This window comes from Sphingomonas sp. Leaf37, from assembly GCF_920939475.1.
GTDB lineage: Bacteria > Pseudomonadota > Alphaproteobacteria > Sphingomonadales > Sphingomonadaceae > Sphingomonas.
Genome location: NZ_CAKLAX010000003.1, coordinates 819,529 through 832,357 on the forward strand (window position 1 = coordinate 819,529; position 12,829 = coordinate 832,357).

17 protein-coding genes are annotated in these 12,829 nt (G+C 66.6%); 5 read left to right on the forward strand and 12 right to left on the reverse strand.

The features are described 5' to 3' along the window. Positions 1-138 precede the first annotated feature (138 nt). Together LRA87_RS13575 and LRA87_RS13580 are read right to left on the reverse strand one after the other, a co-directional pair. Positions 139-1,674, reverse strand: coding sequence for an ABC transporter permease/substrate-binding protein (locus tag LRA87_RS13575; protein ID WP_230632089.1), 1,536 nt, complete (start codon positions 1,672-1,674; stop codon positions 139-141). After that, positions 1,671-2,423: an ATP-binding cassette domain-containing protein gene (locus LRA87_RS13580; protein ID WP_230632092.1), complete on the reverse strand. Its 753-nt coding sequence runs from the start codon at positions 2,421-2,423 to the stop codon at positions 1,671-1,673. The genes LRA87_RS13575 and LRA87_RS13580 overlap by 4 nt, the downstream gene beginning before the upstream one ends. 66 nt (positions 2,424-2,489) lie before the next feature. On the opposite strand from LRA87_RS13580, the gene LRA87_RS13585 reads away from it, so the two are divergent. Then, entirely contained in the window at positions 2,490-3,278 is a 789-nt protein-coding gene (locus tag LRA87_RS13585; RefSeq protein WP_230632095.1) for an SDR family oxidoreductase, read from the forward strand. A gap of 1 nt (position 3,279) precedes the next feature. Here the strand turns inward: LRA87_RS13585 and LRA87_RS13590 are convergent, their stop codons facing one another. Next, on the reverse strand, positions 3,280-3,573 hold the full coding sequence (locus LRA87_RS13590) for a 4a-hydroxytetrahydrobiopterin dehydratase (RefSeq protein WP_230632098.1): 294 nt from the start codon (positions 3,571-3,573) through the stop codon (positions 3,280-3,282). A gap of 50 nt (positions 3,574-3,623) precedes the next feature. Here LRA87_RS13590 and LRA87_RS13595 point away from each other — a divergent pair, with 50 nt between their 5' ends. Genes LRA87_RS13595 through LRA87_RS13605 form a run of 3 tightly spaced genes read left to right on the forward strand, consistent with a single transcriptional unit; the run spans position 3,624 to position 5,232 of the window. Continuing rightward, complete coding sequence (locus LRA87_RS13595) at positions 3,624-4,034, forward strand: metallopeptidase family protein (RefSeq protein ID WP_230632101.1); 411 nt, start codon at positions 3,624-3,626, stop codon at positions 4,032-4,034. Beyond that, positions 4,031-4,585 (forward strand): heme ABC exporter ATP-binding protein CcmA, encoded by a 555-nt coding sequence (gene ccmA / locus LRA87_RS13600; RefSeq protein WP_268934863.1) that lies wholly within the window; start codon positions 4,031-4,033, stop codon positions 4,583-4,585. Before LRA87_RS13595 ends, ccmA begins: the two co-directional genes overlap by 4 nt. Continuing rightward, positions 4,585-5,232, forward strand: coding sequence for a heme exporter protein CcmB (locus LRA87_RS13605; RefSeq protein WP_230632103.1), 648 nt, complete (start codon positions 4,585-4,587; stop codon positions 5,230-5,232). The genes ccmA and LRA87_RS13605 overlap by 1 nt, the downstream gene beginning before the upstream one ends. A gap of 8 nt (positions 5,233-5,240) precedes the next feature. Here LRA87_RS13605 and LRA87_RS13610 read toward each other — a convergent pair whose 3' ends face one another. The 9 genes from LRA87_RS13610 to LRA87_RS13645 all read right to left on the reverse strand — a co-directional run bounded on the left by LRA87_RS13610 (position 5,241) and on the right by LRA87_RS13645 (position 11,746). Further along, positions 5,241-5,441 carry a hypothetical protein gene (locus LRA87_RS13610; protein ID WP_230632105.1) on the reverse strand — a complete coding sequence of 67 codons (201 nt, stop codon included), beginning with the start codon at positions 5,439-5,441 and terminating at the stop codon, positions 5,241-5,243. A 186-nt stretch (positions 5,442-5,627) separates the two neighbouring features. After that, positions 5,628-6,497 (reverse strand): class I SAM-dependent methyltransferase, encoded by an 870-nt coding sequence (locus tag LRA87_RS13615; protein WP_230632108.1) that lies wholly within the window; start codon positions 6,495-6,497, stop codon positions 5,628-5,630. Next, positions 6,494-7,885 carry a threonine synthase gene (gene thrC, locus LRA87_RS13620; protein WP_230632111.1) on the reverse strand — a complete coding sequence of 464 codons (1,392 nt, stop codon included), beginning with the start codon at positions 7,883-7,885 and terminating at the stop codon, positions 6,494-6,496. The genes LRA87_RS13615 and thrC overlap by 4 nt, the downstream gene beginning before the upstream one ends. Before the next feature lie 335 nt (positions 7,886-8,220). Continuing rightward, positions 8,221-8,817 carry an SURF1 family protein gene (locus tag LRA87_RS13625; RefSeq protein WP_230632114.1) on the reverse strand — a complete coding sequence of 199 codons (597 nt, stop codon included), beginning with the start codon at positions 8,815-8,817 and terminating at the stop codon, positions 8,221-8,223. Further along, complete coding sequence (locus tag LRA87_RS13630) at positions 8,814-9,188, reverse strand: DUF983 domain-containing protein (RefSeq protein WP_230632117.1); 375 nt, start codon at positions 9,186-9,188, stop codon at positions 8,814-8,816. Before LRA87_RS13630 ends, LRA87_RS13625 begins: the two co-directional genes overlap by 4 nt. Then, positions 9,188-10,120, reverse strand: a complete 933-nt coding sequence (locus LRA87_RS13635; protein ID WP_230632120.1) for a cytochrome c oxidase subunit 3 — start codon at positions 10,118-10,120, stop codon at positions 9,188-9,190. Before LRA87_RS13635 ends, LRA87_RS13630 begins: the two co-directional genes overlap by 1 nt. A gap of 35 nt (positions 10,121-10,155) precedes the next feature. Beyond that, positions 10,156-10,716 (reverse strand): cytochrome c oxidase assembly protein, encoded by a 561-nt coding sequence (locus LRA87_RS13640; RefSeq protein WP_268934864.1) that lies wholly within the window; start codon positions 10,714-10,716, stop codon positions 10,156-10,158. Beyond that, positions 10,713-10,847, reverse strand: coding sequence for a hypothetical protein (locus tag LRA87_RS18395; RefSeq protein ID WP_268934865.1), 135 nt, complete (start codon positions 10,845-10,847; stop codon positions 10,713-10,715). The genes LRA87_RS13640 and LRA87_RS18395 overlap by 4 nt, the downstream gene beginning before the upstream one ends. Beyond that, positions 10,844-11,746, reverse strand: coding sequence for a heme o synthase (locus LRA87_RS13645; protein ID WP_230632123.1), 903 nt, complete (start codon positions 11,744-11,746; stop codon positions 10,844-10,846). The genes LRA87_RS18395 and LRA87_RS13645 overlap by 4 nt, the downstream gene beginning before the upstream one ends. Positions 11,747-11,894: 148 nt before the next feature. Here LRA87_RS13645 and LRA87_RS13650 point away from each other — a divergent pair, with 148 nt between their 5' ends. Beyond that, complete coding sequence (locus LRA87_RS13650) at positions 11,895-12,788, forward strand: iron-containing redox enzyme family protein (protein WP_230632125.1); 894 nt, start codon at positions 11,895-11,897, stop codon at positions 12,786-12,788. Positions 12,789-12,829 lie beyond the last annotated feature (41 nt).

Here is a 12,829-nt window from a genome sequence, read left to right on the forward strand (position 1 = left end):
CGCGGAGGCGCAGAGAAGAAAGAAGAAGGTCTGCGGGGGCCGCGTGCTGCACCGCAGGCCTTCTGACCGAGTGATGAAAGCGGCTGCGCCGCGGCGGCATCCCTCTTCTTCTCCGCGTCTCCGCGTGAATCACATCTTCTAAAGCCCGATCCGCGTTGCCAGCCAGTCCGCCGCCTGTTCCGGCGTCCGCTTGTCCGCGTCGCGATCGACCTGATAATTCGCCTCGCGCATTGCACCCACCGGAATGCGCCCGACCAGCGGGGTCAGCGCCGCAACGAACTTCGCGTCTTTCGCCCGCGCCGGTGCGACCATCAGCAGCGCATCGTAGCTGGCTATCGCATGCCGCGGATCGCTCAATACCGTCAGCCGGTCCGCCGCGATCCGTCCGTCGGAAGAGAAAGCGGAGATCACGTCCGCCCCGCCACTCGCCAGCGCACGGTACATGAAGGTCGGCGCATAGGGCGTCGTCGCCTTGAACCGCAATGGATAGGCCTTGCGCACCGCCGTCCATTCGGGCCGTTCGAGGAATTCAAGGTCGCTGCCCAGCGTCAGCCCCGGCGCCGCATCGACCAGATCGGCCAGGCTCTCGATCCCCCGCCGCTTCGCATCGTCGCCGCGCATCGCAAAGGCATAGGCATTCTCGAACCCCAGCGAGCCGATCGACCGCACGCCGCTGGTCGCCTGCGCCCAACGCCCGATCCCGGCGACCATCGCCTTCGGATCGGGCACGTCGGTCCGTCGCATCGGCCCGGTCCACAGGGTGCCCGCATATTCGACATAGACGTCGACGTCGCCGCCGCTCAGCGCGCCGTAGATCACCGCTGACCCCAGCCCGTCGCGATAGCGGACGGTATAGCCGGCGCGTTCCAGCCGGTCGCCGATTAGCCGTGCGAGGATATATTGCTCGGAGAAGTTCTTGGCGCCGATGGTTACGACCGTGCCGTCCGCGCGCTGCCACAGCGGTGCGGTGGCGAGCAGCAGCCCGACGATCAGCGCGACGCTTGCGCCGATCCACAGTGGCCGGCGCCGCCGCGCGATGCCGCGCTCGATCAGCCCGATCAGCGCATCGGCGGCCAATGCGAGTCCTGCCGCGGCAAAGCAGCCCGCCAGCACCAGCGCCCAGTTCTGCGTCTGCAACCCGGCGAAAATCATGTCGCCAAGGCTCGGCTGCCCGACCGTGGTCGACAGCGTCGCCGCGCCGATCGTCCACACCGCCGCGGTGCGGATGCCGGCGATCAGCACGGGTGCGACCAGCGGCGCCTCGACCAGCCGCAATGTCTGGGCCGACGTCATCCCGACCGCCTGTGCCGCCTGTCTTACCGCCGGATCGATCCCGGTCAGCCCCGCGACGCCGTTGCGGATGATCGGCAGCAGCGCATACAGCGTCAGTGCTATGAGCGACGGCAGGAAGCCGAGCGCCGGTATGCCGCCGCCGACCAGCGCCGACAGCCACAACAGCAACGGATAGAAGAGCGCGAGCAGCGCGAGGCTGGGCACCGTCTGCACCAGACTGGCGAACCCGAGGATGACGTTGCCCGCGCGCGGCCGGCGTGTTGCAAGGATGGCGAGCGGAAGGCTGATAACGATCCCCAGCACCACCGCCGCCGCCGACAGCAGGACATGCTGCGCCAGTAACGGCGGCACCCGGCCGAGCGCGTCGAGAAAGGCGCTCATGCCGACAGGGCCCGCAGTCGCTCTGCCTGATGACGGGGCACCGCGACCAGCGCCTGTGCGGCGTCCCCGCCGCCGCCGTTCAGCAATGCGGCAGGGGTGGCATCCGCGACGATCCGCCCCGCCTGCATCACCAGCACCCGATCGGCGAGCAGCAACGCCTCCGCCATGTCGTGCGTGACGAGGATCGTGGTCAGCCCCAGCCGATCGTGCAGCGCGCGTATCTCGCCACCCAAGGCGTCGCGCGTCACTGGATCGAGCGCACCGAACGCTTCGTCGAGCAGCAGCAGTTTCGCCCCCGGTGCCAGCGCCCGCGCGATGGCGACACGCTGCCGCTGTCCGCCCGACAGCGCATCCGGCATGCGACCGGCGAGGTCGCGGGGCAGGTCGACCAGTTCGAGCAGCGCGACCACGTCGGCGGGCGGTTCGCCGGCGATGCGTGGGCCGATGCCGATATTCTCGGCGACGGTCATGTGCGGGAACAGGCCAATGCTCTGGAAGACATAGCCGATGCGCCGCCGCAGCGCCGGGGCGGGGCCGCACGCGACATCCGCGCCGTCCAGCAGCACGCGGCCCGACGTGGGTTCGATCAGGCGATTGATCGTCTTGAGCAGCGTCGATTTGCCCGATCCCGACGCACCGACCAGTGCGACGAAGCTACCTCGCGCGATGCTCAGGTCGACCCGGTCTATCGCCAGCGTATCGCCGTAAGCCTTGGTGACGGCGTCGAAACGGAGCGATTCTGCTGGCATCGGACGCGACGATGCGGGATGCCCGGATCAAAGTCCAACGAATGGACCGACCGGAGAGGGAACGGCATGAGCGATGTGAAGGCGATCTTCATCACGGGTGGCGGATCGGGCATCGGCCGTGCGGTCGCGCGACTGTTCGCCGAGCGGGGATGGCGGGTCGGGATCGCCGACGTCAACACCGCCGGCCTCGCCGAAACCGCCGCGATGCTGCCGCGCGGGATGGTCGAGACCTATGCCATGGACGTGCGCGACCGCGATGCGTGGACCGCCAGCCTGAATGCCTTCGTGCAGGCCAGCGGCGACCGGCTCGACGTTTTGTTCAACAATGCCGGGATCGGCACCGGCGGGCCGCTGGCGGAGGCGGATTTCGACGCGATCGACCGGACGGTGGCGATCAACCTGACGGGCGTGCTGAACGGTGCGCGGATCGGCCACGCCTATCTGGCGCGGACCCCGGGATCGGTGTTGCTCAACACCTCGTCGGCGTCCGGCATCTACGGGTCTTCCGGTCTCGCAACCTATTCCGCGACGAAATTCGCGGTACGCGGCCTCAGCGAGGCGCTGGACGGCGAATGGTATCGCGAGGGGATCAAGGTCCGCTGCCTGCTGCCCAGCTTCATCGAAACGCCGTTGCTCGATGGCGTCGCCGGCGGCACCAACCGTTCGATCCGCGAGGCGGTGACCGGTGCCGGCCTCGAACTGACGCCCGTCGATACGGTGGCAGAGGCGGCGTGGAAAGCGGTGCACGGCGACACCGTCCACACCTATGTCGGCAAGACCGCCGATCGCCTCCGCTTCGCAGCGCGCTGGATGCCGGGCGTGTTGCGCAAGCGGATGCGGCGGTCGATGCGCTGACCTATTCGTCGACTATCGCGTCGATCGCCTCCGCCATCTCGATATCGCGGCCCGACAGTCCGCCGGCATCGTGGGTAGTCAGCAGGATTTCGACGCGGTTGTAGACGTTGCGCCATTCGGGATGGTGATTGGCCTTTTCCGCCATCAGCGCGACCTGCGTCATGAAGCCGAATGCCTCGACGAAATCGGCGAACACGAGACTGCGGGTGATCGCATCGCGCGCCTCGTCATAATCCCATTCGGGCAGACCATCGAGCGCGTCGGCGCGTTCGGCTTCGCTGAGGGGCTCGATCATGCGTGCGTGTTCCTTGCTGGAGGGCAAGCAGACGGGGTATGGCGGCGGCGATGAACGGGCAAGATGCTTATGGACCGGCGCCGGACGCCGAGGCGATCGAGGGAATCGCCCGCGACACGATCGCGCGACTGCCGTCGACGTTCGCCACGCATCTGGGCGACGTGCTGTTGCTGGTGGAGGAAGAAGCAGATGCGGAGACGCTCGCGGCATTGGGTCTGGAGCACCCTCTCGACCTGACCGGCCTGTATCACGGGCGGCCGTTGGGCGAGAAATCGTCGATGGATTCCGGCACGATGCCCGATCGCATTCATCTGTATAGACAGGCGATCCTCGCCGAGTGGGCCGAAACCGGGGTGCGGCTGGACGATCTGGTCCGTCACGTGACCATTCACGAAATCGGCCATCATTTCGGCCTGTCCGACGACGACATGCACGCGCTGGAAGACGCTGTGGCGGATTGAGCGCACTGGCCCTCGCCGATGTCGCCTGCGCGCGCGGCGGGCGCATGTTGTTCGAGGGGCTGGGTCTGTCGCTCGGGCCGGGCGACGCGGCACTGGTGACCGGACCCAATGGAGTCGGTAAATCCAGCCTGCTGCGGATCGCGGCGGGACTGCTCCGGCCGGCGGCGGGGACGGTGAACCGGAATGGCGACGTGGCGCTGCTGGCCGAGGCGCATGCGCTCGATCCGGAAGTATCGTTGATGCGCGCACTCGCCTTCTGGATCGACGATCGCGCCGCGGCGGCTCTCGCTGCGACAGGGCTGGCTGGACTGGGCGAGGTGCCGGTGCGGGTCCTGTCTACCGGACAGCGGCGGCGGGCGGGGCTGGCCCGCGTTATCGGCACGCGGGCGGCGATCTGGCTGCTCGACGAACCTGGCAACGGGCTCGATAGTGCCGGGATCGCGCTGCTGGAATCGGCCGTGGCGGTGCATCGGGCCACCGGCGGTATCGTCGTCATCGCGACGCACCAGCCGGTCGACCTGCCCGGCGCGGTGCCGGTGAGGCTCGGCTGATGATGTTCGTCAGCCTCGTCGGGCGCGATCTGCGACGCGCGTGGATGGGCGGCGGGGCAGGCTGGCCGGTCGCTTTCTTCCTGCTGGTCGCGTGCCTGTTCCCGTTCGCGGTCGGGCCGGATGCCGCCTTGCTGGCGCGGATCGGCGGCGGTGTGATCTGGACGGCGGCTTTGCTCGCGGCGCTGCTGCCGGTCGAGCGACTGGTGGGCCCGGATGTCGAGGCGGGGGTGATCGATCAATTGGCGGTGCGAGGCGTGCCGCTGGCGCTGATCGGCCTCGCCAAAACGACCGCGCACTGGATCGGATTCGCGCCGCCGTTGATGGCGGCCGCGATCGTCGCGGCGGGATTGTTCGACCTATCGGCGGCGACCGTCTGGCGTATCGAACTGGGCCTCGCCATCGGCACGCCCGGACTCGCGGCACTTGCCGTGGCGACATCCGCACTGATCGCGGGATTACGCGGCGGCGGGGCGGTAGCCGGACTGGTCATGTTGCCGCTGGCGATCCCGCTGCTCGTCTTCGGCGCGGGATCGCTCGATGCCACTGCGGGGGAAGGAGCCCTCAAGCTGCTGGGCGCGGTCAGCCTGTTACTGGTGGCCGGCGCACCTTGGATCGCTGCCGCTGCGATGCGGGCCCGGATGGATTAGGGTCAAATTCAGGATTGATGATCCGAAGCATAGACCATCGCTGCGGCCGTACCGGTTGCCGGTTTTAAATGAAACCATTCAGGGCGATCGATCGCGGTAAGAAATGCGAGGACGGTCAGGCCGAACATCAACAGGGCAAGCCTGCCCCACAACGGATTCAGCGGCTGATCGTCGGTACGGTTATTGGTGTTGTCGTCGTTCGTCTGCATCGTTGTGCCTCCTTCGTGGGCAACAGCATATGCACATCAAAATTCTTCCGTACGACGAGCGTTCCGTAACGAATTCTTGCTGCGCTGCAGCGAGTGGCGGATGCGCGACGAATAGTGAGCGATGCCAAAAGCTTCGACGCTTTGTAACATTGCATGGCGGCCGATCGACGATCGGGCGGCAGGCCTTTAGCGGCTCCAGCGTGCCCAGATCGCCGTCGGCAGGGCAAGGCCGCGTGCTTCTTCACGCACGCCCAGTTCCCCCGCCTCGACCGTGCCGGGCAGGTCGGCGAACAGCTGGGTCAGCAACTCCCCGATCGCCAGCGCGGACATGCGCACCGCGTACACCGTCAGGAACAGGAAGCGGCTGTCCGCATCGATCAACTTGCGGCAGTCGGCGAGCAGGCGCGGCAGATCCTCCTCCAGCCGCCAGATCTCGCCCTCCGGCCCGCGGCCATATTTCGGCGGGTCGAGCAGGATGCCGTCATAGCGGCGATTGCGGCGCACCTCACGCGCGATAAACTTGGCGGCGTCGTCGATGATCCAGCGTACCGGCGCCTCCTGCATGCCCGACAGCGCGGCATTGGCCTTCGCCGCCTCGACCGACTTTTTCGAGGCATCGACGTGGACCATCTTCGCGCCGGCGCTGGCCATCGCGAGCGTGCCGACGCCGGTGTAGCCGAACAGGTTCATGCATTCCGTGCCCGGCTTGTCGGCGACCTGTGCGCGCATCCAGCTCCACACCGGCGCCATGTCGGGGAAGAAGCCGAGGTGGCGGAACGGCGTGGTCTGCGCGGTGAAGCGGACCTCGTTCCATTTCAGCGGCCAGCCTTCGCGCGACACCGGTTCGGCGAAGACCCAGCGTCCGCCGCCGTCTTCATCGCTGGCGGGGACGAATTCGCCATGCGCCTTCCAGTTTTCGGTCGCGGGCGCCCACATCGCCTGTGGTTCGGGGCGGACGAAGCGGAAGCGGCCGTAGCGTTCCAGCTTCTTGCCGTGGCCCGAATCGATCAGGCCGTAATCCGCCCAGGGTTCGCCGATCAGTGTGTCGAGCTTCACCGCCGCGGCACCGCGCGTTCGGCGATGTAGGCGGTGATCGCCTCGAACGTGCCGGGCAGCTCGGCGAAGCGCTCTTCACGGTCGAACAGGTCGCCGATCCGGCTGGGTAGCTCGGGACGCTGACCGGTGGCGCGCTCGACGGCGTCGCGGAACTTGGCCGGGTGCGCGGTGGCGAGCGTTACCACGGGCACGTCGCTCGGGTGGCGGCGGGCGGCGGCGAGCGCGATCGCGGTGTGGGGGTCGATGACCTGACCGGCATGCTCGTGCGCCCAGCGCATCGCCAGTGTCATGTCGTCCAGATCGACGCGGTCGCTGGCGAACAGGTCCGCGCCGGTGTGCTGTTCGTCGGTCAGGCGCATCGCGCCCGATGATTCGAAGCCCTGCATCTGCGCCGACAGCGCCGCGCCGTCGCGCGCGCCGAGGTCGAACAACAGGCGCTCGAAATTCGAGCTGACCTGGATGTCCATCGACGGGGTCGGCGTCTGCTGGACCACGCCCTTGCTGTAGTCGCCCGCCGAGATCGCCCGATGAAGGATGTCGTTGACGTTGGTCGCGACGATCAGCTTCGAGATGGGCAGGCCCATCTTCGCTGCCACATAACCGGCGAACACGTCACCGAAATTGCCCGTCGGCACCGAGAAGGCGACGATGCGATCGGGCGCGCCGAGCCGGACCGCAGCGTAGAAGTAATAGACCACCTGCGCCATCAACCGCGCCCAGTTGATCGAATTGACGGCCGAGAGCGCGAACGTGCCCGAGAAGCCGGGATCGTTGAACATCCGCTTCACCAGCGCCTGCGCGGTGTCGAAATCGCCGTCGATCGCGATGTTGTGGACGTTGGGCGCGAGCACCGTCGTCATCTGGCGGCGCTGCACGTCCGACACGCGGCCGGCGGGGTGGAGCATGAAGATGTCGACACCCTGCCGCCCGGCGATCGCGTCGATCGCGGCGGAGCCGGTGTCGCCGCTGGTCGCGCCGACGATGGTCAGATGCTTGGTCGTGCCGGTCAGGAATTTCTCGAACAACAGGCCGAGCAGCTGGAGCGCGACGTCCTTGAACGCCAGCGTCGGGCCGTGGAACAGTTCGAGCAGCCACTGGTCATGGTCGAGCTGGACCAGCGGCGTCACCGCGGCGTGACTGAAACGGCCATAGGCCTGCGTGCACAGGTCCTTCAGCTCTGCCGCGGTCAGCGCGTCGCCGACGAAGGGTGTCATCACCGCGACGGCGGTGTCGACATAGGACAGGTTGGCGAGGCCAGCGATCTGATCGCGGGTCAGGCTGGGCCATGCCTCCGGCAGGTAGAGGCCGCCGTCCGACGCCAGCCCGGCGAGGGTGACGTCACGGAAATCGAGGGCGGGCGCGGCCCCGCGGGTGCTGACATAGCGCATCGCGGCTGGGTAGCGGGCGAGGGCGTGAGGGGCAACGGCGGGATTCTTGGGGCGAGGCACGGTGGGGCTATCGCCCGGACGGAGCGGCGGAGACGTGATTTGCCGATTCGAACGTTCGGAAGTTGCCGAAGTTGACGGTACGTCTGTGTCGAAAACGCCGCCTTGCCCGGTGCCGCAGGACACGCGGGTGAGTCGGTTGCGACGGTCGGACATGCGCGGGAGATACATTGCCGGCTGCGTGTAGGACAGCGCTTATGCGCTGTGGCGGGAGGGTGGGCAAAGGGTCGCCGGGGTGACGCGGGAGTGGTGCTGCCGTCTTCCCCCGGTCGTGAGGCTTACCGCCGCCGTCGTACCGCCAGAACGTAGATCACTGCGGCGATGGCGGCGAAGAAGAACCATTGCACCGCGTAGGACAGGTGATTGTTCGGGACGGACGACAGGTCCGGCTTGCCGTTCGCGCCCAGGCCCAGCGCAGGCGTATCGGCGACCAGCATCAGGCGTTGCGGGGTGCGATCGAACAGCGAGCCGATCAGCGAGCGCGAATCGGGGGCGTGACTGATGAAGCCCGAGACTGGGCCGCCGGTCCAGCGACCGGCAAACTTCGGATCGGGGGTGGTCCCGAGCTGGACGATCATCCCCGGACCCTCTGCCCCGGTGCGGCATTCGACGATGAGGCGGAAGCCCGCAGCACCGGCGCCAGCGAGGCGTTGCGCGACGGGTTCGACACATAGGCCGGACGCGCGCCGGAACAGCAGCGTCTCGTCAGGCAGATCGGGGAAGGCGATCGGCGGCTTGGCGGGGTTGGCCGCGAGCTGCGCGATATACGCGTCCTTCTTCGGGGCGCGATCGAGCAACTGCCAGAGGCCAAGGGCGATCATCGCCGCTACCGCGATGACGACGACGATCGTCGATACGATGGGAATGCGCTTCATGGATTGGGGTCGATCCGCCCTTCGCGCGCCGCGTTGCGATATTCGGCGGACATCAGCGCGCCCTTGGCGATGCGGAGCGACCAGACGACTCCGGCCAGCGTCACCGGAATCCAGATCAGCATGTGCAGCCACAATGGCGGACTGAGCGTCAGTTCGACGATGATCGCGCCGGCGACGACGATGGTGCCGAGGATCAGGGTGAGGAACGCCGCCGGTCCATCGCCGACGTTGAACAGCGTGTAATCGAGCCCGCAGGCGCGGCACCGATCGGCGAATTTGATCCAGCCGGCGAACAACGTGGGCTGTGCGCAGCGCGGACACAGCCCTTTCAGAGCGACCTCAACGATGGCCGGTGAGGTCGCCTCCGTCATCAGCCGCCGTGGACCGGCGCGCCCCAGCCACCCCAAACGTAGACGGTGACGAACAGGAACAGCCACACCACGTCGACGAAATGCCAATACCAGGCGGCGGCTTCGAAGCCGAAATGCTGGCGCGGGGTGAAGTCGCCCTTGTACGCGCGGATCAGGCAGACGGCGAGGAAGATGGTGCCGATCAGGACGTGGAAACCGTGGAAGCCGGTCGCCATGAAGAAGGCGGCCCCATAGTTGATCCCCTTGAAGGGGAAGGGCGCGTGAGCGTATTCATACGCCTGAATGCTGCTGAACAGCACGCCGAGCGCCACCGTCAGCCACAGCCCCTTGAGCACGCCGTCCCGGTTGCCGACGCCGAGAAGGCCCCACAGGCCGGTCTTCTCGCCGCCGCGCTGGTTGTGGATCAGCGCGTGGTGCGCCCAGGTGACGGTGGTGCCGCTGGTGAGCAGGATCAGCGTGTTGAGCAGCGGCAGTTCGAAGGCGTTGATGACCTCCAGCCCCTTGGGCGGCCATTGCGCGGCGATCGCGGCGGCGCCCTCGGCAGCGCGTTCGACCTGTCCGTCGACGATGCTCATCGCGGTCGGGAACAGGCTGAAGTCGAAGAACGCCCAGAACCAGCCGACGAAGAACATGACTTCGGAGGCGATGAACAGGATCATGCCGTAGCGGAAGTGAAGCTGCACGACCGGAGTATGATCGCCGTGATGCGCCTCGCGCACCACGTCGGCCCACCAGCTGTACATCGTGAACAATACGCCCCCGAGGCCGGCGAAGAAAATCCAGCCGCCGCCATTGGCCTTGTCGGCGGCGAGGTGTCCGCCGTGCATCCACATGATCGCGCCGGACGCCATCACCAGCGCCGACAGCGATCCGAACAGCGGCCAGATGCTGGGGGGCAGGATGTGGTAATCGTGGTTCTTGGCGCCAGCCATGTCGTTTCCCTGTTCTTATCCTCTTATCCCACGCTCTAGCCCGTGGTTTTGGCAGAATCCACCGGGTAAAACGTGTAGGAGAGGGTGATCGTTTCCACGTCCTTCGCATCCGGGTCGTCCATGATCTTCGGATCGACGAAGAAGATGACCGGCATGCGCTGCGTCTCGCCCGGCTTCAGCGTTTGCTGGGTGAAGCAGAAGCACTGGATCTTGGTGAAATATTTGCCGGCCGAGCTGGGCGTGACGTTGAACGTCGCGGTGCCAGTGATCGGCTTCGTGTCGGTGTTCGTCGCGGTGAAGAACGCCATGTCGCGCGCGCCGATCCTGACGGTTTCCGATCCGGCTTCGGGGCGGAAGCGCCACTTCATGCCGGGGGCGACGTTGCTGTCGAAATCGACGCGGATCAGCTTGTTGACTGCGCCCGGTGCCTCTTCGCCGCGTTGCGTCGTGCCGTTGAGACCGGTGACCTGACAGAACATGCGATATAGCGGGATGCTCGCCCAGGCGACGCCGGTCATGAAGCAGATGCCGATCACCGCGAACATCGCGGTGCGCAGCTGGCGTTTGGTGGAGGAGGGGGCGGCGGCGGTCGTCACATCATCCCTTCGCGGATCTTCACGATCGCGACGGCGAAGATCAGGATGACGAACGCGCCGAGCAGCCACGCCATCACCTGTGCGCGCGATTTCTGGCGGCTGCGGATCAGGTTCTGTTCGTCCGGGGTCATGCGAACACCCAGCGATCGACGACGAGCGCGCCGAACATGACGAAGAGATAGAGGATCGAATAACGGAACAAGGTCTTCTCCGGCTTCATCGTGTCGTCGTTCGTCGTCGTCCGCGTCGCGACGATCGTGGCGAGACCGGCGAAGGCGAGTGTCATGGCGATCGCGACAGTGCCATAGATCGCGCCCGTCAGGCCCAGCGCCCAAGGTGCGATCGCGACCAGCGCCATCGGGATCGTGTACAGGCCGATCTGTCGCCGCGTCACGCGTTCACCCGCGACGACGGGCAGCATCGGCACGCCGGCGTTGGTATAGTCGCTGTTCATGAACAGCGCGAGCGCCCAGAAATGCGGTGGCGTCCAGAGGAACACGAGGCTGAACAGCAGCACCGGCAGCAGCGCGACATGCCCCGTCGCCGCCGCCCAGCCGATCAGCGGCGGGAACGCGCCGGCCGCACCGCCGATGACGATATTCTGTGGCGTCCGGCGCTTGAGCCAGACGGTGTAGATCAGCACGTAGAACAGGATCGAGACGGTCAGGATCGCCGCCGCAGCAAAGTTCACTGCGACGAACATCAGGATGACCGAAAAGGCGGCGAGGCCGACACCGAAGTGCAGCGCAGCCTGCCGGTCCATCCGGCCATCGGGCAGAGGACGCTTTTGCGTACGGCGCATCTTGGCGTCGATATCGGCTTCATACCATTGGTTGAGCGCACCCGCCGCACCTGCGCCCAGCGCGATGCACAGGATCGCGGTGAAGCCGATCACCGGGTGGATGCCGACGGGAGCCGCCAGCATCCCGCACAAGCCGGTGAAGACGACGAGCGTCATCACCCGCGGCTTGGTCAGCGCCAGGAAATCGCGCCAGTCGGCGGGGGGAAGCAGGGGCGTCGCGGCCGTCATGATCGCGATGCTATACGCGTGCGACGGGCGATTAGAAAGGGCGAGCGGGGCGCCGGCCGGTATCGTCATGATCCACATCAAGCGACTCGGGAAGCCAAGGAACGATAAGCAGACCAAGCGGTTAGCCAGCCACCAGGAGAGAGTTTCGATGGCTACCCGTATCGCCGACGCCGACATTCGCGCGTCCCAATTTCTGACCGACAGCTTCCAGCGTGGTCTGGCGCACTGGAACCGGGAACGGCTGGAGCCGGCATTCCCGACCGAAGACTGGCAGCGCGTGCTCGATCGCGATGTCCGCATGCAGCGCCTCGAAGGCGGTTTTCTCGAGGAATTGCGTGACGAGGTCGCCGCGGAGGCTGCCGCTGCACCGACCGACGTCGAAGGCTTCACCGCCTGGTTCGAGGAACTGAAGCAGAGTGGGCCCGGACAGCACGATCCGCTGTTCCCGTGGCTGGCCGAAGAAGCGAATCTCGACCAGATCCGCTGGTTCTTCGAACAGGAAGCCGCCGGCGAGGCAGGATTCGACGACCTCGTCGCGATGACGCAAGTCAAGTTGCCGACGCTGCCCAAGCTGGAGCTGGCGCGCAATTACTGGGATGAAATGGGCCGCGGCAATGCCAAGGGCATGCACGGGCCGATGCTCGATGCGCTCGTCGAGACGCTGGCGGTGAACCCGGTGATCGAAAACACTTTGTGGCAGAGCCTGTGCCTTGCCAACGCGATGACCGCTATGGCGACCAGCCGCCGTTATGCGTGGCATTCGGTGGGTGCGCTGGGGGTGATCGAACTGACGGCGCCGGATCGATCCGCAGCAACCGCCAAGGGTCTGCGGCGGCTAGGCTTCAAGGACAAGGAGCGCCGTTATTTCGATCTGCATGCGGTGCTGGACATCAAGCATAGCGAGGACTGGAACCGCGAGGCGATTCGTCCGGCGGTGAGCGAGGACCCGCGGCGGGCGACGGCGATGGCCGAGGGTGCGCTGATCCGGTTGCGGTGTGGCGAGCGCTGCTTCGAAGCATATCGCGCTGTGTTGATGGGGTGAGCGTCGGGGGCGGTATCGCGCGTCATGGAATGCGCCGCTTA